At 70.4% G+C, this 21,747-nt stretch carries 17 protein-coding genes and 1 riboswitch; of the genes, 9 read left to right on the top strand and 8 right to left on the bottom strand.

The window, feature by feature from the left end:
- Positions 1-12: 12 nt before the first annotated feature.
- From ACIP6U_RS08150 to fahA, 3 genes are all read right to left on the bottom strand, one after another.
- Positions 13-801: a GntR family transcriptional regulator gene (locus tag ACIP6U_RS08150; RefSeq protein ID WP_401714204.1), complete on the bottom strand. Its 789-nt coding sequence runs from the start codon at positions 799-801 to the stop codon at positions 13-15.
- A gap of 165 nt (positions 802-966) precedes the next feature.
- Positions 967-1,908, bottom strand: a complete 942-nt coding sequence (locus ACIP6U_RS08145; RefSeq protein WP_401714435.1) for a M56 family metallopeptidase — start codon at positions 1,906-1,908, stop codon at positions 967-969.
- 235 nt (positions 1,909-2,143) lie between these two features.
- Positions 2,144-3,367: a fumarylacetoacetase gene (gene fahA / locus ACIP6U_RS08140; protein ID WP_401714202.1), complete on the bottom strand. Its 1,224-nt coding sequence runs from the start codon at positions 3,365-3,367 to the stop codon at positions 2,144-2,146.
- A 227-nt stretch (positions 3,368-3,594) separates the two neighbouring features.
- Between fahA and ACIP6U_RS08135 the strand changes: the two genes are divergently transcribed.
- Together ACIP6U_RS08135 and ACIP6U_RS08130 are read left to right on the top strand one after the other, a co-directional pair.
- Complete coding sequence (locus ACIP6U_RS08135) at positions 3,595-4,842, top strand: ATP-grasp domain-containing protein (RefSeq protein WP_401714200.1); 1,248 nt, start codon at positions 3,595-3,597, stop codon at positions 4,840-4,842.
- Positions 4,843-4,930: 88 nt separating this feature from the next.
- The gene (locus ACIP6U_RS08130; RefSeq protein WP_401714199.1) at positions 4,931-6,133 is read left to right on the top strand and encodes an FAD-dependent oxidoreductase; all 1,203 of its coding nucleotides are present in this window, start codon (positions 4,931-4,933) and stop codon (positions 6,131-6,133) included.
- Positions 6,134-6,213: 80 nt separating this feature from the next.
- Here the strand turns inward: ACIP6U_RS08130 and ACIP6U_RS08125 are convergent, their stop codons facing one another.
- Together ACIP6U_RS08125 and ACIP6U_RS08120 are read right to left on the bottom strand one after the other, a co-directional pair.
- Positions 6,214-7,362 (bottom strand): arabinogalactan endo-beta-1,4-galactanase, encoded by a 1,149-nt coding sequence (locus ACIP6U_RS08125; protein WP_401714197.1) that lies wholly within the window; start codon positions 7,360-7,362, stop codon positions 6,214-6,216.
- Positions 7,363-7,416: 54 nt separating this feature from the next.
- On the bottom strand, positions 7,417-9,435 hold the full coding sequence (locus tag ACIP6U_RS08120) for a beta-galactosidase (RefSeq protein WP_401714195.1): 2,019 nt from the start codon (positions 9,433-9,435) through the stop codon (positions 7,417-7,419).
- Between the two features lie 151 nt (positions 9,436-9,586).
- On the opposite strand from ACIP6U_RS08120, the gene ACIP6U_RS08115 reads away from it, so the two are divergent.
- The 5 genes from ACIP6U_RS08115 to ACIP6U_RS08095 all read left to right on the top strand — a co-directional run bounded on the left by ACIP6U_RS08115 (position 9,587) and on the right by ACIP6U_RS08095 (position 14,705).
- Positions 9,587-10,921 carry an ABC transporter substrate-binding protein gene (locus tag ACIP6U_RS08115; RefSeq protein WP_401714193.1) on the top strand — a complete coding sequence of 445 codons (1,335 nt, stop codon included), beginning with the start codon at positions 9,587-9,589 and terminating at the stop codon, positions 10,919-10,921.
- Positions 10,918-11,904: a carbohydrate ABC transporter permease gene (locus ACIP6U_RS08110; protein ID WP_401714192.1), complete on the top strand. Its 987-nt coding sequence runs from the start codon at positions 10,918-10,920 to the stop codon at positions 11,902-11,904. The genes ACIP6U_RS08115 and ACIP6U_RS08110 overlap by 4 nt, the downstream gene beginning before the upstream one ends.
- Positions 11,901-12,779 (top strand): carbohydrate ABC transporter permease, encoded by an 879-nt coding sequence (locus ACIP6U_RS08105; RefSeq protein ID WP_401714190.1) that lies wholly within the window; start codon positions 11,901-11,903, stop codon positions 12,777-12,779. The genes ACIP6U_RS08110 and ACIP6U_RS08105 overlap by 4 nt, the downstream gene beginning before the upstream one ends.
- Complete coding sequence (locus ACIP6U_RS08100; protein WP_401714188.1) at positions 12,776-13,786, top strand: LacI family DNA-binding transcriptional regulator; 1,011 nt, start codon at positions 12,776-12,778, stop codon at positions 13,784-13,786. The genes ACIP6U_RS08105 and ACIP6U_RS08100 overlap by 4 nt, the downstream gene beginning before the upstream one ends.
- A gap of 112 nt (positions 13,787-13,898) precedes the next feature.
- Positions 13,899-14,705, top strand: coding sequence for an HAD family hydrolase (locus tag ACIP6U_RS08095; RefSeq protein ID WP_401714186.1), 807 nt, complete (start codon positions 13,899-13,901; stop codon positions 14,703-14,705).
- 158 nt (positions 14,706-14,863) lie between these two features.
- Here ACIP6U_RS08095 and ACIP6U_RS08090 read toward each other — a convergent pair whose 3' ends face one another.
- From ACIP6U_RS08090 to ACIP6U_RS08080, 3 genes are all read right to left on the bottom strand, one after another.
- Positions 14,864-15,346 (bottom strand): transglycosylase SLT domain-containing protein, encoded by a 483-nt coding sequence (locus ACIP6U_RS08090; protein WP_401714184.1) that lies wholly within the window; start codon positions 15,344-15,346, stop codon positions 14,864-14,866.
- A 3-nt stretch (positions 15,347-15,349) separates the two neighbouring features.
- Positions 15,350-15,553: riboswitch (cyclic di-AMP (ydaO/yuaA leader) on the bottom strand.
- 231 nt (positions 15,554-15,784) lie between these two features.
- Positions 15,785-17,779: a CocE/NonD family hydrolase gene (locus ACIP6U_RS08085; protein ID WP_401714183.1), complete on the bottom strand. Its 1,995-nt coding sequence runs from the start codon at positions 17,777-17,779 to the stop codon at positions 15,785-15,787.
- A 28-nt stretch (positions 17,780-17,807) separates the two neighbouring features.
- On the bottom strand, positions 17,808-19,310 hold the full coding sequence (locus ACIP6U_RS08080; protein WP_401714181.1) for a peptide MFS transporter: 1,503 nt from the start codon (positions 19,308-19,310) through the stop codon (positions 17,808-17,810).
- Positions 19,311-19,551: 241 nt separating this feature from the next.
- Here ACIP6U_RS08080 and ACIP6U_RS08075 point away from each other — a divergent pair, with 241 nt between their 5' ends.
- Positions 19,552-20,562 carry a polyprenyl synthetase family protein gene (locus tag ACIP6U_RS08075; protein ID WP_401714180.1) on the top strand — a complete coding sequence of 337 codons (1,011 nt, stop codon included), beginning with the start codon at positions 19,552-19,554 and terminating at the stop codon, positions 20,560-20,562.
- Positions 20,563-20,678: 116 nt separating this feature from the next.
- Positions 20,679-21,716 carry a CHRD domain-containing protein gene (locus tag ACIP6U_RS08070; protein WP_401714178.1) on the top strand — a complete coding sequence of 346 codons (1,038 nt, stop codon included), beginning with the start codon at positions 20,679-20,681 and terminating at the stop codon, positions 21,714-21,716.
- The last annotated feature ends 31 nt before the right edge of the window (positions 21,717-21,747 follow it).

Here is a 21,747-nt window from a genome sequence, read left to right as displayed (position 1 = left end):
AGAGAGGCGCTGTCACAGCGAGCGGTGCAGGAGGCCGCTCATCGTGATGCGGTCGCCGCGGAAGCGGATGAACTCCAGGTCGACCGGGCGGCCGTCGTCGAGATACGTGAGGCGTTCCAGCATCAGGACGGCCGCGCCGCGCGGGGCCTCGAGTACGGCGGCGGAGTGGGTGTCCGCGTTCACCGCCTCCAGGGTGATCTCGGCGTGCCCGAGGGAGTGGCCGGTGATGGCTTCCAGGAGGCGGAAGACGTCGGTGTTCTCCAGGTCCGCGCCGAGCAGGGCGGTGCCGATGTCGAGCGGGATGTAGGTGAGGTCGAGCGAGAGGGGAAGGCCGTCCAGGCGGCGCAGACGTTCGATGTAGAGGACGTCCGAGCCGGGCGGGACGTGCAGGCGTTCGGCGACCGGGGCGGGTGCTGAGGCGGGGCCCATCGTGCGGACCTCGTTGGTGACCCGGCCGTGTTCGCGGAGGGTCTCCGCGAGGCCCATCAGCCGGTCCAGGCCGTGCGGGAACTTCTCGGCGACCACCACGGTGCCGACACCGGGGAGTCGTTCCACCAGCCCCTCGGCCCTGAGCAGGTCCAGGGCCTCGCGGACCGTGTTGCGGGTGGCGCGGTAGTCGGCGGCGAGGGTCGTCTCGTGCGGGAGCGTGCCGTCCGGGAACCCGCCGGCCAGCAGCTGGTGGCGGAGCAGATCGGCGAGCTGCCGTGCCTGGTCGGCGCGCAGCCGACGCCGCGCACGGTGGGCGGCGACGGTGGTCGCACCCTGCCCTGCGTGGTCCCGGACGCGGTCGCTGGATGGCATGTTTCGAACCATAGCGAGCCGGTAGGGAATGGAGTGTTGCGGGAGTGTTGCGCCACCGGGGGCTCCGCCGGTGAGGCGGTTGAGCTGGGGGAACGGCGGCTGTCGGGCTACATCTGCCACTGCCGACCAGGTCGGTGCCTCGTACTGCCGGTCGGCGCAGCGCTGTCAGCTCAACGCCGTCAACCCGGGAGCGAACGTGATCAGCAGGGGGAGCAGCGGCACCAGCGTCGCCACCGTCGCAGTCAGAGCCCGGTGACGGCGCCCGAGGCGAGCCGGAGGCTGTAGCAGCCGGTCCACCCGCTCACCCAGCAGCCGGTGACTGGAGGCGCAGGAGAGGACACCCCGGTGCTGGTTCAGCTCGATCAGGGCCAGCGCGGTGGTGAGGTGACCGCAGCGACGGGACGCCGTGTCGTCCGCGGCCAGCTCCACCAGCCGGTGCGTCTGGTCGCAGAAGTGGGCGAAGAGCGGCACCCGGGGAAAGCCCGTCGCGAGCGCCGTCGACAGATGCAGCAGCCAGTCGTGGTGAGCACGAGCGTGATCGCGCTCGTGGGTGAGGACCGATTCCAGCTGGGGGTCGGTGAGGCGGTGCAGGGCGCCGGTGGTGACCACCAGCTGGGGCGGGTGACCCGGCATCCACCAGGCGTCCGGGTACTCGTCCTCCAGCACCAGGAGCGGCCCGCGTGCCGCCTCCTCCAGGCCGCCGGGCAGTTCGGGCGCCCGCTCGCGCAACTGGGCCCTGGCCTGGCCGCGGTGCCGGCGCGCCTCGACCAGCTCGCGGGCGAGCATCGCCGTCGTCCAGGCCGCGCCGCAGGCCAGCAGCAAGGTCAGGGCGGCGGCCCAGACCGGCGCGGCGGACAGGTCATAGGCCGCGGTCACGGCCGGTGGCGCCGGTGCGAAGACGTGGTCGCGGACCGTGTGGAAGACGGCCGCGGCGCCCAGCACGAGCGCCGTCAGACAGCACAGCAGGACGGTCGCCACCAGGCACTGCCACACCCACAGCGCGACCACGGGTTCCCGGTCGGGCCACGCGGCCCGCACCAGGGCGCGCGGCACCGGCACGGCGGCCGTGAGGGCGACGACGCTCAGCAGGAGCAGGCAGACGGTCATGCCATCGGTCATGCCATGGGCTCCGGATCCTGGTCGGAGGAAGGAGAGGTGCGGTACGGGGCGAGGGGCTCGGCGCGTGGTCCGCCCGCGGCCGCTCCGCCCGTCGCCAGTATGCCGGTGCCGGAGCCGGACGTCAGGACATGAGAAAGACCCACTACGCCCCGTAGAACCGCCGTCACACCCGACTCGCCTTCACCCCGGGACGCACCCGACCCCCGTCCTCCCGGCCCTCCCCTTACTCCGCCCCCGCCACGATCCGCCCGGTCACCTCGCCCAACCCCACCCGGACCCCGCCCGGTCCCGGTGCCCATGCCGAGAGCGTGACGACGTCCCCGTCCTCCAGGAACGTCCGCTTGCCGTCGGGGAGTTCCAGAGGTTCGGTCCCGTTCCAGGTCAGTTCAAGCAGGGACCCGCGCTGCGACCGCTCGGGCCCGCTCACCGTGCCGGAGCCGTAGAAGTCCCCGGTGCGCAGGGAGGCGCCGTTGACGGTCATGTGGGTCAACTGCTGGGCGGCCGTCCAGTACATGGTGGAGAAGGGCGGCTCGGAGACGACATGGCCGTTGATCGCGACGGAGATCCGGATGTCGTAGCCGCCCGGGTCGATCCCGGCGGCGCCGTCGTCCAGATACGGCAGCAACGCGTGCGTGCGCTCCGGCGGCGCCACCGCGGCCTCCTCCAGGGCGTCCAGCGGGGTGATCCACGCCGACACCGAGGTGGCGAAGGACTTGCCGAGGAACGGGCCGAGGGGGACGTACTCCCAGGCCTGGAGGTCGCGTGCGGACCAGTCGTTGAGCAGACAGAGCCCGAAGACGTGGTCCCGGAAGTCGCCGAGCGCGACCGACCCGCCCATCGGCGAGGGCGCGCCGACCACGAAACCGACCTCCGCCTCGATGTCCAGGCGGACGGAGGGGCCGAAGACGGGTGCCGGGTCGGTGGGCGCCTTGCGCTGCCCCGAGGGTCGTACGACATCCGTGCCCGAGACCACCACCGTGCCCGACCGGCCGTGGTAACCGATGGGCAGGTGCTTCCAGTTGGGGGTCAGCGGGTCGGGGGCGTCCGGGCGGAAGATCTGTCCGACGTTCCGCGCGTGGTTCTCGGACGCGTAGAAGTCGACGTAGTCCGCGACCTCGAAGGGGAGGTGGAGCGTGACCGACGCCAGCGGGTACAGGAAGGGCGCGATCGTCTCCTGGTGCGCGGGGACCGTCACCCAGCCCGTCAGCGCGCGCCGGACGTCCGACCAGGCCGTGGGGCCGGCCGCGAGCAGCGGGTTCAGCGAGGGGCGGGCGAGCAGGGCAGCGTACGGCGAAGCGAGCGCCCGCGCCGCCGCGCCCGCGTCGAGGACGTGGTCGCCGAGCCGGACGCCCACCGTCCGCCCGTCGGATCCCGCGCGCGAGAAGACGCCGTACGGAAGGTTGTGGACACCGAAAGGGTCGCCCTCGGGGACGTTGAAGGGGGGCATGCGGTACTGCCTCACTCTCACCATGTGTCGCGTTCTGACATGCGGCCGTGCCACACGTTACGGCCGAGTTGCCTGTCCTGACAGTGTCTAAAGAGTTTGCAATGTCCGAATTGGCCTTGTCGGACGCCCCAATTCCGGCTTAGCGTCCTTTGGGGGACACGGACGGGGTGGGTCCGGTCCGTAGAGGGGGACGCGTGGGGGGACCCGTGGCCAAAAGCGCTGCCAGTGTGCCGTTTGAGGCTGATCGTGAAGTGCCCGGACTGATCGTGAAGTTCGGCGACTATCCGCTGCACCACGGCGGCGTGGGCGCGATACGCAGCCTCGGCCGTCTCGGCGTGCCGATGTACGCGATCACGGAGGACGCCTACACGCCCGCCGCCGCGAGCCGCTATCTCAAGAAGGCCTTCGTCTGGCCGACCACCGGCACCGAGGACCCCGATCACCTGGTGGAGGGCTTGCTGCGGATCGGACGCCGCATCGGCCGCCCCACCGTGCTGATTCCGACGGACGAGGAGGCCGCCGTCCTGATCGCCGAGCACCAGGACGGACTCGCCGGCCACTTCCTCTTCCCGCGCGTGGAGCCCGCCCTGCCCCGCCAACTGGCCAGCAAACAGGGCCTGCACGAACTGTGCGTGGAGCACGGCATCCCGAGCCCGACGGCCGGGTTCCCGCAGTCGTACGAGGAGATCGTGGACTTCGCAGAGAAGGCCACCTTCCCGGTGGTGGCCAAGAACCGCGAGGCGTTCCTGCGGCGCAAGCGGCCCGCGGTGAACGGCACGACGAGGATCGCCACCCGCGAGGGCCTGCTCACGCTCGCCCGCGACTGGGGCGAGCACCCCGGCGTGATCCTCCAGGAGTACCTCCCGCGGGAGGAGGCCGAGGACTGGATCGTGCACGCCTATTTCGACCAGGACGCGACCCCGCGCGCGATGTTCACAGGAGTGAAGGTCCGCTCCTGGCCGCCGCACGCCGGAATGACCGCGAACGCGTATGTCGTCGACAATCCGGAACTCGCTGATCTCGCCGCACGTTTCATCAAGCAGATCGGCTTCACCGGCATCATCGACCTCGACCTGCGCTTCGACCGGCGCGACGGACAGTACAAACTGCTCGACTTCAACCCCCGCATGGGCGCCCAGTTCCGGCTCTTCGAGAGCGAGTCGGGAGTGGACGTCGTCCGCGCCATGCACCTGGATCTGACCGGCCGCTGCGTCCCGGAGGGGGAACAGCGCGCAGGCCACCGGTACATCGTGGAGAACATCGACCTGCCCGCCCTGCTCGCCTACCGCCGCAGCGGCTATACGACGCCGCACGCACCGGCGCGCGCGAGCGGGACGGAGCTGGCCTGGCTCGCGGGTGACGACCCGCTGCCGTTCCTCACGATGCTCACCCGCTTCGTGCGACCTGGCGCGAAGCACCTGTATCAGCTGTGGCGCACCAACCGCCGCGGCAGCACGACCGGTTCGGGCGGCTAGCCGGCGCCTGGCCGGTATCCGGCCAGGAGTACCGACCGCCCGAGCCGGCCACGAAGTGACGAAGAAAGACGTCCTGGGGAGGGACTTCGTGTTGCAACCGGTAGCTGTCATCGGCGCCGGGCCGTTCGGCCTGTCGACCGCCGCCCACCTGCGAGCCCGCGGTATTCCGGTGCGCGTCTTCGGCGACCCCATGGTCAGCTGGCGCGACCACATGCCCGTCGGCATGCTGCTGAAGTCGACCCCGGTCGCCTCCAACTTCGATGCCCCGCAGCCCGGGCACGACCTCGTCGACTACTGCGACGCGGCGGGCATACCCCGCCTGGTCACCGACGAGGACATCATCCCGGTCGAGACCTTCATCGCCTACGGCGAGTGGTTCCGGCAGAAGCTCGTGCCCGAGCTGGAGCAGGTGCGGGTGGTCTCCGTCGACCGGCGGGACGGCGGCGGCTTCGACCTGAAGCTGGACTCCGGCGAGTCGTTCACCGCCCGCGCGGTCGTCGTGGCCACCGGCCTGTCCGGCCTCGAGCAACTGCCCCCGGAGCTCGCGGCCGCCGCGCCGGACGGACCGACCCCCGTGGGCCCGGTCTCGCACAGCTCCCAGCAGCACGACCTCACGCGCTACGCCGGCAAGGAACTCATCGTCGTCGGCGCGGGCCAGTCCGCGCTGGAGACGGCGGCGCTGGCGGCGGAGGCGGGCGCGCAGGTGCGGGTGGTCTCCCGCGGCCGCGGCCGGGTCGCCTTCGGGGCGCCGCCCTGGCAGCAGCCGAAACTGCGCCCCGAGTCGCCGTTCGGCCGCGCCTGGTCCCTCTGGGCGCTCAGCTACTACCCGCAGCCCTACCGCCACCTCCCGGCCCAGACCCGCCACTATCTCGTCCGGCGCGTCCTCGGCCCGCTCGGCGCCTGGTGGCTGCGCGACCGCTTCGAGGGCAAGGTCCAGGTCAGCGAGGTGGACCGGATAGTCGGCGCCGACGCGACCGACGGCAGCCCCACCCTCACGGTCCGCACCCACGCCGGCGGCACCGACCGGCTCACCGCGGACCATGTCATCGCGGCCACCGGATACCGCGTCGACATAGCGGCCATGGACTTCCTCGGCCACGAACTGCGCACCCACCTCGCGGTGAGCCGCGGCGCGCCGAAGCTGGGCGCGGGATACGTCTCGTCGATCCCGGGCCTGTACTTCACGGGCCTGCCGGCCGCGTCCTCGTACGGCCCGGTGATGCGGTTCGTGTGCGGCACGGAGTTCGCGTCACCGCGACTGGCGAAGCATCTGGCGGCGGCGCACGGGTAGTCGAGGGTCCGGCCGGGTGAGGACGGTCCGACTCGTCCGCTCACCCGGCCGACAGTCCGCTCACCCGGCCGGCGATCGCACTACGAATCTCCCCGGTACCGGCCCAGGGTCCGCAGTCCCGGCAGCGCCCTGTCCTGGAAGTCGAACAGCGCCAGGTTCTCCCACGCGTTGCCGGACGTCGGGTCGGTCGGGTCCCAGCCGTCGCCGGCCCGGTAGGTCCAGACGCCTTCCCAGTAGCAGTAGCCCAGCCCCTTGCCGCCGGGCACGCCCGCCATCAGGTCGGCCACCGTGCGCAGCCAGGCCGCCTGTCCCGCAGGCGTCGCCGGATACCCCTCCGTCAGCTGCGACGGGTCGTACAGGATGTCGTTCGTCGCGTCCTCGCTCTCCAGCGTGAACGGGTACGCCGTCTCCGCGATCACCACCGGCTTGCCGTAACGGGCCGCCAGATCCGCCAGGTTGGCCGCCGCTGCCGCCGGGGTGCCGTGCCAGAACGGGTAGTACGACTGGGCGATGACGTCGAAGTCCACCCCGTCGGCCACCACGTTGTCGAACCACCAGCGGGACGTGCCGTTGTCGCCGCCCGAGGCGATGTGGAGCAGCGTGCGGACGCGGGGCGTGGTGTCGCGGGCCGCGCTGAGGCCGGCCTTGAGGAACGTCGTCAGGTTGCCCCAACCCCCGGCGTCGTCACCCCAGTTCTTGCCGGTGGGCCAGAGCAGGCCGCCGTTGATCTCGTTGCCGATCTGCACGAGGTCGGCCGGGGTGCCCTGGCGGCGCAGGGCGCCCAGTACGTCGGCGGTGTGGTCGTAGACGGCCCTGGTCAGGCCGGCCACATCCAGGTCCGCCCAGGCGGCCGGCTTGGACTGGTGCGCCGGGTCCGCCCAGGTGTCGGAGTAGTGGAAGTCGACCCAGATGCCGATGCCCGCCCGGCGCAACCGCCTGGCCAGCGGCAGGATCCGCTTCTTGTTGTTGTAGCCGTCGGCCGGGTTCACCCAGACCTTGAGGCGCGCGTGGGTCACACCGGCGTCCGCCAGGATGCGGATCGGATCGTCCCGGCGGCCGTCCGCCCGGCGGTACACGGCCCCGAACGCCTCGTCCTTGGGGAGGGAGGAGATGTCCATCCCTCGTATCTCCAGCCGGCGCCGGTCCGTGGCGACCGCCGGTGCCGCCGTCACCACCGGGATCGACAGTGCCACCGCACCCGCCGCCGTCAGCACACTGCGTCTGCGCATCACGAAGCTTCCTTTCACCAAGTAACCGAAGAAACAAGCGAGTTGAGCAGAGGATCAGCGCGGGTCCCGGAACACCTCCACCCCGCCCGCGGGCACCGCCGCCCGGCTCCCGTCCGGCAGCACCACCTTCACCTCGCCCCCGGTGTGGTTCACGTAGAACCGGAACGTCCCCGACTCGCCCTCCCGGACGACGAGTTCGACATCGCGAGGCAAGTCACCGGGGGCTATTCCGGCGTCCGCGAGGGCGAGATCGACCACGGCCGCCAGGTCGGCGCCGGTCAGCCGCGTCGCCAGGTACCACGCCGCCCCCGACCCCACCGCGTGCCGCGTCAGCGCCGCCCCGCCCGCCGTACGACCCTCGGCGAAGACCGCGACGACCTCGCAGCCGTCGCCCGGCACCACCACCTCGGACCACAGGTCGGCCTCGTACGACTCGGACTCGCCGCCGCCCCCGACCCGCCGCACGCCCACCGTCTCGCCGGGCAGCAACGGATCGAACTCCTCGACCGTCAGCCCGAGCACATCCCGCAACGCCCCCGGATACGCCCCGGGATGCAGCGTGTCGTTCTCGTCGACGATCCCCGAGAAGAACGACACCAACAGCGTCCCGCCCCGCGCCACGTACCGCTCCAGATCGGCCCCCACCCCGACCGGCGCCGCGTACAACTGCGGTACCACCAGCAGCGGATACCGCGCCGGGTCCAGATCCCCCAACCCCGTCGGCGGCAGGAAGTCCACCGTCAAGTGCCGGTCGTACAGGGCCTCGTAGAAGGAATCCAGCCGCTCCCGCGCGTCCAGGTCCTGGCTCGGCCGCCACTCCAGGCTCTGCGCCCACCAGGAGTCCCACGACCACACCATCGCCACGTCACCCCGGGTCCGCGTGCCGTGCAGGCCGGCCAGGCCCAAGTCCGCGACACGGCGGCCGAGTTCGGTCACCTCGCGCCAGCCCCGGTTGTCCGTCCCGGCGTGCGCCAGCATCGCGGTGTGGAACTTCTCCGCGCCCGACCGCGACTGCCGCCACTGGAAGAACATCGCGCCCTCGGAACCCCGGGCCACGTGCCCGAGTGAGTTGCGCGCCATCTCGCCGGGGCGCTTCGCGGGGTTGTACGGCTGCCAGTTGACCCCGGACGTGGCGTGTTCCAGCAGCAGCCACGGGCCGCCGCCGGCCACCGACCGCGTCAAGTCCGCCGCCAGCGCCAGGTTCACGTGGGTGCGGCGGCCGTCGGTCATCAGGTAGTGGTCGTTGGTGACGAGGTCGACCTCCTTCGCCCAGGCCCAGTAGTCGACGGTCTGGCCCTGGCTGGGCGCGACCATGAAGTTGGTGGTGACGGGGACGCCGGGGGAGAGCCGGTGCAGGATGTCCCGCTCGGCGACGAAGTTGGCGCGGGCCTGGGCGTCGGCGAAGCGCCGGTAGTCCAGTTGCTGGGTCGGGTTGCACACGGACGGGGTCGCGCGGGGCGGGGTGATCTCCTCCCAGTCGCCGTACTGCTGGCCCCAGAAGGCGGTCCCCCAGGCTTCGTTGAGGGCGTCGAGCGTGCCGTGCCGGTCTCGCAGCCAGCCCCGGAAGGCCGTCGCGCAGGTGTCGCAGTAGCAGGCGAGGACGGGTGCGCCGTACTCGTTGTGGACGTGCCACAGGACCACCGCGGGGTGGCTGCCGTAGCGCTCGGCCAGCGCGCGAGTGATCGTGGCCGCCGCCGCCCGGTACTCCGGGTTGGAGTGGCAGATCGCGCCGCGTGAGCCGAAGGACAGGCGGACGCCCTCGCGGGTCACGGGGAGGGCGTCGGGGTGTGCCCGGTAGAACCACGCCGGCGGTACGACGGTGGGCGTGCCGAGGTTCACCGAGATGCCGGCCTCGTGCAGCAGGCCGATGACCGTGTCGAGCCACTCCCAGTCGTACGCGCCGGGGCGGGGCTCCATGCGGGCCCAGGAGAAGACGCCGAGGGAGACCGTCGTGACCCCGGCCTCACGCATCAGCCGTACGTCCTCCGCCCACACCTCCGGTGGCCACTGCTCGGGGTTGTAGTCACCCCCGAAAGCGAGCGGCGGGCGGTCGTGCGGGGCGGGGGACGGCATGAAGTTCGCTCCTGTTTCTGTGATCGTGCACATAGCCAATCGAGGGTGTCATCCGTCGACAACAGGTAGGTAACCCCACGCTTCATCCATTGACAAGGGTCCGAAACGCTTCTCTACTGTGCACGATCACAGAGCCGTTCAGTCAGGGGAGATGAAGATGTCGATCCACCGCCACCAACTCAGCAGGCGCAGCATCCTTGCCGGGGCAGCAGCTGTCGGCCTCACCGGCACCCTCGCCGCCTGCGGCGGTTCCGACGACGACTCCGGCGAGAGCAGCGGGCCCGTCAAGCTGACCTACTGGACCTGGGCGCCGAACATGGAGAAGGTCGCCGCGATCTGGAACAAGAAGAACCCGGACGTCACGGTCACCGTCTCCAAGCAGGCCGCCGGCAAGGACATCGTCTCCAAGCTGATCACCGCGAAGAAGGCGGGCAACGCCCCCGACCTGATCCAGGTCGAGTACCAGTCGCTGCCGACGCTGGTCTCGAACGACGTGCTCGCCGACATCTCGAAGTACGCGAAGTCCGCCAAGTCCCAGTTCGCCGAGGGCCTTTGGGGCATGGTCACGCTCGGCACGGACGCGGTCTACGCGATACCGCAGGACTCGGGCCCGCTGATGTTCTTCTACCGCGAGGACCTGTTCAAGAAGCACAACCTCACCGTCCCGACCACCTGGGACGACTTCGCCAAGACCGCCCGCGCCGCCAAGAAGGCGGTTCCGGACGCCTACTTGACGACGTTCTCCTCCAACGACCCAGGCCTGTTCGCGGGGTTGGCGCAGCAGGCCGGCGCCAAGTGGTGGACCGTGGGCGACGGCGGCAAGTGGACCGTCGGCATCGACGACGCGGCGACCAAGAAGGTCGCCGACTTCTGGGGCGGCCTGGTCCAGGAAGGCGCGATCGACAACCAGCCGATGTACACGCCGGCCTGGAACAACGCCCTGAACAAGGGCACCCACCTCGCCTGGGTCTCCGCCGTGTGGGCGCCGGGTGTGCTGGTCAGCTCGGCCCCCGACACCAAGGGCAAGTGGCGGATGGCGCCGCTGCCGCAGTGGAGCGCGGGCGAGGACGTCACCGGCAGCTGGGGCGGCTCCTCCACCGGTGTCTCCACCGACTCCAAGCACGCCGAGGCCGCGACCAAGTTCGCGAACTGGCTGAACACCGACCCGGAGGCGCTGGCCGCCCTGGTCAAGGAGGCCGGCATCTACCCGGCGGCCACCAAGGGCCAGTCCGGCTCGGTGCTCACCCCGCCCGCGTTCTTCCCGAACCAGACCGACTTCTACGACACGGCCGCCAAGATCGCCGCGACCACGGCCGCGTCCGCCTGGGGCCCGAACGTCCAGGTCGCCTACGACACCTTCAGCGACGCGTTCGGCAAGGCCACCAAGGCGAAGAAGGCCGCCCAGTTCGACACCGCGCTCGCCACCATGCAGTCGTCGACCTTCACCGACATGAAGAAGCAGGGCTTCAAGGTGACCGAGGCATGACCAGCACGCCGCTCAAGGGCACCGACCGGCTGACGGCCGGGCCCTTGGCGGACGGCACCGCCACCTCCGTCCGCCCCCGCCGCCTCCGTCGTGGCCGCAGCGCGCCGTACTGGTTCCTCGTACCGGCCGTGCTCCTGTTCGCCGCCTTCACCGTCGTGCCGATCGGGTACGCGGTGTGGCTCAGTCTCCACAAGGTCCAGGTCAAGGGCATCGGCCTCGGCAAGGGCGCCCGCGAGCAGGTGTGGAACGGCATCGGCAACTACACCGCCGTCTTCGAGGACTCCGAGTTCGGGCACAGCGTCCTGCGCGCCTTCGGCTACGGCCTGATCGTCATCCCCACGATGCTCGGTCTGGCGCTGGTCTTCGCGCTGATGCTGGACACCCCGCAGGCGCGCAGCGCCAAGTTCGCCCGCCTCGCGATCTTCCTGCCGTACGCCGTCCCCGGCATCATCGCCGCCCTGATGTGGGGCTTCCTCTACCTGCCGACGGTCAGCCCCTTCTACTTCCTCCTGCGCGAGTTCGGTCTCCCGCAGCCGGACCTGTTCGACGGCGGCAACCTGTACCTGTCCTTCGCGAACATCGCGGTGTGGGGCGGCACCGGCTTCAACATGATCGTGATCTACACCGCTCTGCGCTCGATCCCGCAGGAGATCTACGAGGCCGCCCGCATCGACGGCGCGTCCGACCTGAAGATCGCCCTGCGGATCAAGATCCCGATCGTGATGCCGTCGCTGGTGCTCACGTTCTTCTTCTCGGTCATCGCCACGCTCCAGGTCTTCACCGAGCCCATGGCGCTCAAGCCGCTGACCAACGGCCTCTCCAGTTCCTGGAGTCCGCTGATGGCCATCTACGACGCCGCCTTCCTCAGGTCGGACATCTACGGCGCCTCCGCCACCGCCGTGGTGCTGGCCCTGGCGACCTTCGCGCTCTCCTTCACGCTGCTGCGCGTCTCCGACCGCTACACCCGGGAGGACCGGGCATGACCCCCCTCACCCTCACCGCCGACACCAACCAGGGGCTCAGCAAGCCGAGGCGCACCGCCTGGGTGCCCACCGTGGTGCTGATCATCGGCTCGCTGTACTGCCTGATCCCCGTGGCCTGGGTGGTCATCGCGGCGAGCAAGGGCCAGGGCGAACTGTTCTCCACCTTCACCTTCGCCCCCGGCACCGGCTTCCTCGACAACCTCAAGGAGCTGAGCTCCTACCGGGACGGCATCTACTGGGAGTGGATGGCCAACTCCCTTCTCTACGCGGGCGGCGGCGCCCTGCTCTCCGCCGCGGTCTCGGCCGCCGGCGGCTACGCGCTGGGCCGGTTCGCCTTCAGGGGAAGGGAGTTCGTCTTCAAGCTGATGCTGGCCGGCGTCCTGGTCCCGAGCATCGTGCTGACGGTCCCGCAGTACCTGCTGCTGTCGAAGCTGGGCCTGGCCGACTCGTACTGGTCGATGCTCCTGCCGTCGATCCTCTCCCCGTACGGGGTCTATCTCGTCCGCATCTACGCGGCCGCCTCCGTGCCCGCCGAACTCCTGGAAGCCGCCCGCATGGACGGCGCGAGCGAGTGGCGGATCTTCTCGCGGATCGCGGTGCCGATGATGATGCCGGGCCTCATCACGGTGTTCCTGTTCCAGTTCGTCGGCATCTGGAACAACTTCCTGCTGCCGTACGTGATGCTCGCGGACGACACCAAGTTCCCGATCACGCTGGGCCTTTACACCCTGCTCAACCAGGGCGCCTCGCAGCCCGCGCTCTACACCCTGGTCATCATGGGCTGTTTCCTCGCGATCCTGCCGCTGATCGCGCTCTTCCTGGTGAACCAGCGCTTCTGGTCCCTCGACCTGCTCAGCGGCTCGGTCAAGGCGTGAGGCGCAAACCGCCCACCATCCACGACGTGGCCCGGGAGGCAGGGGTCTCCCGGGGGACCGTCTCCCGGTTCCTGAACGGGGGCCACTACGTCTCGCCGGCCGCGCGCGGCGCGGTGGAGTCGGCGATCAGGAAGACGGGGTACGTCGTCAACCGGCATGCCCGCAGCCTGAGTACGGGCCGGTCGGACTCGGTGGCGTTCCTCCTGACCGAGCCGCAGGAGAAGTTCTTCGAGGACCCCAACTTCAATGTGCTGCTGCGGGGTTGCACCGAGCACCTGGCCCGGCACGACATCCCGCTGCTGCTGATGCTGGCCTCGTCCGAGGACGACCGTCGCCGGCTGACCCGGTACATCACATCGGGCCATGTCGACGGCGTCCTGCTCGTCTCCAACCACGGCGGAGACCCGGTCGCCGCCGAACTCCGCGACGCGTGCATCCCGTTGGTGGCCTGCGGCAAGCCGGTCGGCATCGGTTCCAAGGTCAGCTACGTGGCGGCGGCCGACCGCGAGGGCGCCCAGGAGATGGTGCGCCATCTCATCGCGCGCGGCCGACGCCGTATCGGCATGGTCACCGGACCGCTCGACACGGCGGGCGGCCCCGACCGGCTGGCCGGCTACCGCGACGTCCTCACCGAGGCGGGCCTGCCCTACGACCCGGCGCTCGTCGTCGAGGGCGACTACCGCCGCACCGGCGGCGAGGAGGCGGCCCGCCGGCTCCTCAGCCAGGCCCCGGACATGGACGCGGTGTTCGTGGCCTCCGACCTGATGGCCCTCGGGGTCGTCAACACCCTTCAGCAGTCCGGCCGTTCGGTCCCCGATGACATCGCTGTCGGGGGCTTCGACGACTCGGCCGCGGCCACCGCGGGCACCCCGGCCCTCACCACCATGCGCCAGCCCTACGACCGCATCAGCGCCGAGATGGTCCGCATGCTGCTCGCGCAGATCGCCGGGGAGGACACGGCGGGGGTGCTGCTGCCGACCGAGTTGGTGATCCGCGAGTCGGCGTGAGCGCGGCGCGAGTGGCGTGCGCGGAGCACCGTCCGCCCCTCAACGCATATGTAGGCAGCAACCGTCCGGTTCGCGTCGAGTTAGCCGGGCTTTCCATCCGTATTCTCTGATCATGGCCGCACCCCTCGCATATTCACTCATCGCCACGGACCTGGACGGCACCCTGCTCCGGGGCGACGACACCCTCTCCGACCGGTCTCTCGCCGCGCTCGCGCGGGCGGTCGGCGCCGGGGCCCGCCATCTCGTCGTGACCGGACGGCCGGCCCCGAGAGTGCGCCCGCTCCTCGACGACCTGGGCAGCAAGGGGCTCGCGGTGTGCGGGCAGGGCGCGCAGGTGTACGACGCCGGCGCGGACCGGCTGCTCTGGTCGGTCACGCTGGACCGGGAGTTGGCCGAGACCGCGCTCGGCAAGATCGAGGCGGAGGTCGGGCAGGTGTACGCGGCCGTGGACCAGGACGGCGTGGACGGACTCACCCTCATCGAGCCCGGCTACCTCATGCCGCACCCCACGCTGCCCGCCGTCCGGGTCGGCCGACGCGACGACCTGTGGCACGAACCGATCAGCAAGGTGCTGCTGCGCCACCCCGACCTGTCCGACGACGAGTTGGCGACAACCGCCCGCACCGTGGTCGGTTCACTGGCCACCGTCACCATGTCGGGACCCGGCACCGTCGAACTCCAGCCATGCGGAGTCACGAAGGCGACGGGCCTGGCTCTGGCCGCCCGTCACCTGGGCCTGGGCCCGCACGAGACGATCGCCTTCGGCGACATGCCCAACGACATCCCCATGTTCGACTGGGCCGCCCACGGAGTGGCCATGGCCAACGCCCACCCCGAACTCAAGGCGGTGGCGGACGAGGTGACGACATCGAATGAGGAAGACGGCATCGCCGTAGTCCTGGAACGACTGTTCAGCTGAGCGCAGCGAGGCCGAACGCCCCCAAGGCCCGAAGGGCCTCAGGGGCGCGGGGCTGTGTCAATTTGCGGCTCCGCCGCGTGGGCGCGACCAGCCACGACGGCGCCGCAGCCGCAAACGAACACATCGCGGCACTACCCATCGCGACCGATCCGACGGAGTCAGTACGCCCCGTACACGTTGTCGATGGAGCCGTACACCGCCGCCGCGTAGTTGCACGCCGCCGTGATGTTCGCGACCGGGTCGTAGGGGTCGAACGACGTGCCGGCCACGTGGTACGCGGCGAAGGTCGGGTCGATCACCTGGAGCAGGCCCTTGGACGGGGTGCCGGCCGCGGCGTTGGAGTCCCAGTTGTTGATGGCGTACTGGTTGCCGGACGACTCACGGATCACGTTGCGGTAGATGCCGTCGTACGTGCCCGGGATCCCGTTCTGCGCCATGACCTGGAGCGAGGCGCGGATCCAGCCGTCGAGGGTGTTGGAGTACCCCAGCGACGCGGCGGTCACCGTCGACGAGGGAGCCGCGGACGCGCTGGTCGCGCCGATGACGGGGAGGGCGAGCACCGCGGCCCCCGTGCCGAGCACGGCGAGCTTGCGGACGAGGCGGGAGTTGCGGCTGCGACGGTGCTGAGCGGATGCAGGCATGACGAGGTTCCTCTCCGTCGCCTGCGAGGTGAGCTGTCGGGTTCGGGCTGGGAGGTGCCCGGCCACGCCCTTGCGGACGTGACTTAACCCCGAGCCGTCCCGGTCGTGCTGACCGGTCCGGCGACTTACCTGGGTCCCCCGCTCCTGCCGTGCGGTGAGTTCGTGACTGGGATGCCGGGCGGCGGCAGGATTCGGCGTTCCACCCGACAGGGCGGGAACGTATGCGAGAGCACATGTCCGGAACAAGTACCGGATTCACGCATCAACCCTATTGACCTTGGTCTGAGGCCTATGAGGCGCTTGATCCTTTGCGCCTGCCAAGGGTCAACTGGCAAGCGGCGAAAGGCGAAACGCCGACATGTCGGGGCACAGGCCGCGCACAGATTCGCGTGACCCAAGTCACGGCAGGATGAAGAACGGCAAAACGGGCATTCATCCTCAACTGGCAGTTCTCGGAACCCTCTTCTCCCAGGTCCGGTGAAAGATCACCTCGCCGCCCTCGGTGCAGATCACCTCATTCGACGTAATAAAGTCCGTTTCGTCGCAAGTAATCTCCGGCCGGGTGCGCACGGTGGTGTCCCAGGCCTGCTCCGGCCGGTGCAGCCGGATCGACCAGTCGGATCGGGCGCGCGCCGACAACGGATCCGTCTCGTCGATCGTGTACGTCTCCAGCGCGTCCTCGGTGAACTCCAGGCCGTCCGGATACACGCGGGTGCCGCCGTACCGGGGATCCACCTCCAGCCGCCACTCACCCTTCGCGACATCGCGCACGACCAGCCGCTCGGGCCGCGACTCGTCCAGCGTGGCCGGGTGGTTGACCCCGAGCGGCTCGGCCTCCTCGGGCTCCTCGAAGCGAATGCCGTCCGTCGACTCCCGCTCCCGCACCGGGAGTTCGAGCGCGCTGCCCTCCGGGTCCATCGTGAAGCCGGCCGCCGACTCCGGCTGGGGCCAGATCCACGGCCAGTACGCCGAGGACACCGCGAGCCGGATGCGATGCCCGGCCGGAATGGCGTACCCGATGCCGTTCAGCTCGAAGGTCACGTCCTCCACCGCGCCCGGCGTCCAGGGCACCGCCCGCTCCCGCCCGAACCGCGCCGACAGGTTCAGCGCCCCCCGGGTGACCAGCGTCGACGAACCGTCCGGCGCCACATCGCACAGCCGGGCGATCACCTGCCCCCGCGCCACCTCCGAGGTCAGCCGCAACCGCACCCTCGGCCGCCCCAGCACCCAGGTCTCCGCCGGCACCTCGAACTCGAAGCACGCCGAGCGCGCGTCCTCGTCCCGCTGGTCCGGCGGCAGATCGGCGTCGTTCCCGAAGGGGAAGAACCGGCCCGCGTCCACACCGGTGTGCATGGGCGACCGGACGATCGCGGGCGCGCCCCGCAGCCCGTACGTCGTCGTCTTGACGTGCGGCGAGGGCCAGGCCGGCTCGCCGACCCAACGGCCGGGCAGGGTGTCGTAGACCGTGGCCGGCGGGTGCGAGTCGCTGACGTAGGAGCGCAGCAGGGGGTCGGCCATGACGCCGGTGTCCTTGCCCTTGAGCCAGTGGTCCCACCAGCGCAGGGTCTCCTGGAGGAAGCCGATCGCCGGTCCCGGCGGCAGGCCTCGGTCCGGGTACTGGTGGGACCACGGGCCGATCAGCCCGCGTACCCGGTCCGCCGGGAGGTGCTCGACGAGCCGCAGCACGGTGTCGCGGTACGGGTCGTGCCAGCCGCCCACCGCCAGGACGGCCGCGTCGATCGCGCCGTAGTCCTCGCAGACGCTGCCGTGCCGCCAGTAGTCGTCCCGGGTCTGGTGGGCCAGCCAGGTGTGGATGAAGGGGTCGACCGCTTCCAGGCGCTTGAGCCACATGTCCCGCCATTCCTCGCCCACATGGAGCGGGTCCGGCGGGCGGGAGACGAAGGCGAGCATGGTCGCCGCCCACGCGTGCATGTCGACGGCGAGGACGGAACCACCCATGTAGTGCACGTCGTTGTCATAACGGTCGTCCGTCGAGCAGACGGTGACGACCGCCTTGAGCGGCTCGGGCGCGAGGGCCGCGAGCTGGAGGGAGTTGAAGCCGCCCCAGGAGATGCCGAACATGCCCACCTTGCCGTCGCACCAGGGCTGCGCGGCAAGCCAGTTGACCACCTCGACCCCGTCGGCCAGCTCGGTCGCCGAGTACTCGTCACTGGGCATGCCCTCGCTGTTGCCGTGCCCGCGCACGTCGACCCGGACGGAGGCGTAGCCGTGCCCGGCGTACCAGGGGTGCCGCTGGGCGTCGCGGGGCGCGGTCCAGTCGGTCAGGCGGTACGGCAGGTACTCGAGGAGCGCGGGTACGGGCTCCTCGGTGAGCGGTCGCCATACGCGGGCGTACAACCGCGTTCCGTCGGGCAGCCGGACACGGAGGTCCTCGTGGGTCGTCTCGTAAGGGAAGGACGTTCGGATGCGCATGAGCGTGACCCCTGTGGCTGCGTGGGCTTCAGTGGACCGGGTGCATCGTGCGGCGCAGCCAGGGCGCCGCGGCGATCACCGCGAGGCCCGCGGCCACCGCGATCGCGCCGTTGACGCCGAAGTAGGCCGGCTTGGAGACGTCGTCGTAGAGCTTCACCGTCTGGGCCTGGATGCCGTTGGCGAGCGCGAGGGACAGGAACCAGAGGGACATGGTCTGGCTGGAGAAGGCGGCCGGGGCGAGCTTGGTGGTGGCGGACATGCCGGAGGTCTCCAGGAGGATGTCGCCGAGGCCGAGCAGCAGGTAGGAGCCGACGATCCACCAGACGGACATCAGGTAGTCGTCGCCGCTGTGCCCGCTGGTCGGCAGGACCATGAGCAGGAAGGACAGGCCGCCCAGCACGACCCCAATCGCGATCTTGTTGGAGGCGTGCGGCTGGCGCGGTCCCATCCGCACCCACAGCGCGGCGACCACGGGCGCGAGCCCGACCTCGAAGGCGCCGAGCGCGGAGGCGTACCAACCGGCCGGGAAGTCGAAGCCGAGGATGGACGTCTCGGCGTTGGTCGAGGCCAGCAGCATCATCGTCGAGTACGCCTGGAAGAGGATGAAGTTGAAGACCGTCGAGGCGAGGATCAGCACGATGTACGGGCGCAGCCGGCCGCGTTCCCCGGGCGTCACCCGCGGGCTCATGAACATCACCGCGAAGTAGACGACCGGGGCGATCACGGAGACCACCGTCAGCAGGTCGACGAAGCGGTCCATGGTCAGCCAGCCCACCCCGGCCAGCAGTACGGCGAGCGCGGCGGCGACCAGGATCCCAACGACGATCAGCCGGACCGCCCGGCGCATCCCGTCCGGTGCGAGCGCGAACTCCGCGGTGTTGCTGCGCCCGGCCAGGTGACGGCGGCCGGCGACGTACTGGATCAGCCCGAAGGTCATGCCGACCGCCGCCGCCGAGAAGCCCCAGTGCCAGCCCTTGTGGTCGCCGAGCCAGCCGGTGATCAGCGGGCCCGCGAAGGCGCCGACGTTGATCGCCATGTAGTAGAGCGCGAAACCGGCGTCCCGGCGCTCGTCGTCGGTCCGGTACAGCTTGCCGACCATGGTGGCCACGTTGGGCTTGAGCAGTCCGGTGCCCCCGCTGATCAGCCCGAGGCCGACCCAGGTCATGGTCCCGGTCGGCACGGCCATCGCGTAGTGGCCGCAGGCGATCAGGACGCCGCCCCACAGGACCGAGCGGTACGAGCCGAGGATGCGGTCGGCGAGCCAGCCGCCGGCGACCGAGACCAGGTAGACGAGGGTGCCGTAGGCGGCGGAGACGGAGGCGGCGGTGCCGTCCGACATGCCCATGCCGCCGTGGGCGACGGAGTCCGCGAAGTAGAGGACGAGGATCGCCTGCATGCCGAGGAACGAGAAGCGTTCCCAGACCTCCAGGCCGGAGAGGGTGAGCAGGCCTTTGGGCTGGCCGAAGAAGGCGTGGTCGTCCTCGGGCGGCGGCCGGTCCTCGGGTTCGACGTCTGCCTCGGTTCGGGACACGCTCCACTGCTTCCTGGTAAGTCGCTACATGTCCATCCTTATCAAGTGATCAAAAACATACCCGTCGTGATCGGATATCGCCCGGGCTGCACAGGTGGGTGGCATAGGTGCCCGCCAGGGCAGCACGCGTGGGCGGCATCGGTGATCGAAACTTGACCGGATACGCTGACTTGAGTGATGGCAGCGACCTATCGACAAACCGTGTAACCACCCGTGGACACCAGCAGACAGGAGATCCCTCGTGACCGTCGTCGGGCCGTTCGGGCTGAGCGTGCGGGACCAGGCTCTGGAAGCCGATGTCCAGGCGGGGATGGCCGCTGTCGAGGAGGGACTGCTCGAAGCCACCAAGAGTGAGGTCCCCTTCATCACGGAGGCCGCGCAGCATCTCGTGCGGGCCGGCGGCAAGCGGTTCCGCCCGCTGCTGGTCATGCTCGCCGCGCAGTTCGGGGACCGGTACGCGCCGGGGATCGTGCCGTCCGCGGTGGTGGTGGAGCTGACCCACCTCGCGACGCTGTACCACGACGACGTCATGGACGAGGCGACCGTGCGGCGCGGGGTCGACAGCGCCAACACCCGCTGGGGCAACTCGGTGGCCGTCCTCACGGGTGACTTCCTGTTCGCCCGCGCCTCGCACATACTGGCCGACCTCGGCCCCGAGGCGGTCCGGGTGCAGGCCGAGGCGTTCGAACGCCTGGTGACCGGCCAGATCCTGGAGACTGCGGGTCCGCAGGACGGACGGGACCCGATCGACCACTACCTGGACGTGCTGGCCGGCAAGACGGGCTCCCTGGTCGCGGTCTCGTGCCGGTTCGGCGCGCTGATGTCCGGTGCCGACGAGACGGTCGTCGACGTGCTCACGCAGTACGGCGAGCGGCTCGGTGTCGCCTTCCAACTCGCGGACGACGTCCTGGACATCGCGTCCGACTCGCACGAGTCGGGCAAGACGCCGGGCACCGACCTGCGCGAGGGCATCCCGACCATGCCCGTGCTGCGGCTGCGGGAGCGGGTCGCGCGGCTCGGCCTGGCCGAGGACATCGCCCTGTGCGAGCTGCTGGACTCCGACCTGACCGACGACGCCCGGCACGCCGAGGCGCTGGCGGGACTGCGGGAGCACCCCGCGCTGGAGCAGGCGCGGCGGGACACGGTCCGGTACGCCGAGGACGCGCGGGCCGCGCTGGCACCGTTGCGGGAGTGCGACGCGAAGTCGGCGCTGGTGGAGCTGTGCGACGCGGTGGTGCACCGCGCCGGCTAGGTGATACACGTCACAGACCTGGACTAAATCCAATCTGAGATCCGCTCCGTATTCATTTCCAGAAGCTGACGCAGGGGGCGTCGGCTTGGATACGGGGAGAAAACAGAATCATGGGCATGAACACGACGTTCTCCAAGCGCCGTAAGAGCATCGTCGTCACCGCGGTCGCGGTGGCAGCCGCCGGCGGGATCTCCGCCGCGGTGATTCCCGCCTTCGCCGCCGGAGGGACCCACGCCGACCACGCGGGCCACTCCGTCGACATGGGCGGCATGCACGACCCGTCCGGCGCGAGCCAGGACATCGTCACGCAGAGCGGCAGCGTCTCCGGCGGCACCGGGGGAACCCTGCTCGCCGCCGGCCTGCGCGGCGGCAACGAGGTACCCGTGGCCGGCGGTCCCGCCGTCGGCGACAAGGACGGCGCCGCCGTCGAGTTCATCAAGGTCAAGGGCGACAAGGTCGCCGTCGCCGTGACCTGGCGCGGCACCGGCAGGCCGACCATGCTCCACATCCACCAGGGCGCCAAGGGCACCAACGGCGGCGTCAAGGTCGACTTCACCAAGCTGCTCGACAAGATCAAGGGCCACAGCGTCACCGGCACCGTGAAGGTCAAGGACAAGGCCCTGCTCAACGCCCTCAAGTCCGACCCGAACTCCTTCTACGCCAACCTGCACACCGCCCGGTTCCCGGGCGGCGCCGTCCGCGGCCAGCTCCACAAGGTCACGGTCGCCGACTTCGACTTCCGCGACGCCCTGCACAACTTCCAGGCCTCCGTGGTCAAGGGCAAGCAGATCTACGAGTGCAAGCCGACCGCCGGCGGCGGGTACGCCTTCGCCCAGCGGGACGTCAGCGCCCTGCTCGGCGGCGGCATCAAGCACACCTTCGTCAAGCCCAACTCCGGTACGCCGCAGTGGATCGCCCCCGACCGCAGCGCGGTCACCGGAGCCGTCATCAGCAAGACCGCGAACGGCGCCACCAACATTCCCGAACTCGACCTCAAGGCCACCCGGTCCGGCAAGCACCGCGGCCTGCTCGCCCACACCACCGAGATCCTGCGCCTGAACACCGTCGGCGGCGTCGCCCCGGCCGGATCCTGCACGCCCGGCACCATCGTGGGCGTGCCTTACAAGGCGGACTACGTCTTCCTCCAGAGCTGAATCGCCGTCCTCCGGAGCCGGCACACCAGTT

The sequence above is a fragment of the Streptomyces sp. NPDC088794 genome (assembly GCF_044750545.1).
Classification (GTDB): Bacteria; Actinomycetota; Actinomycetes; order Streptomycetales; family Streptomycetaceae; genus Streptomyces.
Note: the sequence above shows the minus strand (reverse complement) of the source record. Positions and strands in the feature narration are given on the sequence as shown.

What these genes read in the sequence shown, in the direction of transcription:
- ACIP6U_RS08150 (WP_401714204.1), bottom strand. Translation starts at nt 801, where the DNA reads ATGCCATCCAGCGACCGCGTCCGGGACCACGCAGGGCAGGGTGCGACC.
- ACIP6U_RS08145 (WP_401714435.1), bottom strand. Translation starts at nt 1,908, where the DNA reads ATGACCGTCTGCCTGCTCCTGCTGAGCGTCGTCGCCCTCACGGCCGCC.
- fahA (WP_401714202.1), bottom strand. Translation starts at nt 3,367, where the DNA reads ATGCCCCCCTTCAACGTCCCCGAGGGCGACCCTTTCGGTGTCCACAAC.
- ACIP6U_RS08125 (WP_401714197.1), bottom strand. Translation starts at nt 7,362, where the DNA reads ATGCGCAGACGCAGTGTGCTGACGGCGGCGGGTGCGGTGGCACTGTCG.
- ACIP6U_RS08120 (WP_401714195.1), bottom strand. Translation starts at nt 9,435, where the DNA reads ATGCCGTCCCCCGCCCCGCACGACCGCCCGCCGCTCGCTTTCGGGGGT.
- ACIP6U_RS08115 (WP_401714193.1), top strand. Translation starts at nt 9,587, where the DNA reads ATGAAGATGTCGATCCACCGCCACCAACTCAGCAGGCGCAGCATCCTT.
- ACIP6U_RS08110 (WP_401714192.1), top strand. Translation starts at nt 10,918, where the DNA reads ATGACCAGCACGCCGCTCAAGGGCACCGACCGGCTGACGGCCGGGCCC.
- ACIP6U_RS08105 (WP_401714190.1), top strand. Translation starts at nt 11,901, where the DNA reads ATGACCCCCCTCACCCTCACCGCCGACACCAACCAGGGGCTCAGCAAG.
- ACIP6U_RS08095 (WP_401714186.1), top strand. Translation starts at nt 13,899, where the DNA reads ATGGCCGCACCCCTCGCATATTCACTCATCGCCACGGACCTGGACGGC.
- ACIP6U_RS08090 (WP_401714184.1), bottom strand. Translation starts at nt 15,346, where the DNA reads ATGCCTGCATCCGCTCAGCACCGTCGCAGCCGCAACTCCCGCCTCGTC.
- ACIP6U_RS08085 (WP_401714183.1), bottom strand. Translation starts at nt 17,779, where the DNA reads ATGCGCATCCGAACGTCCTTCCCTTACGAGACGACCCACGAGGACCTC.
- ACIP6U_RS08070 (WP_401714178.1), top strand. Translation starts at nt 20,679, where the DNA reads ATGAACACGACGTTCTCCAAGCGCCGTAAGAGCATCGTCGTCACCGCG.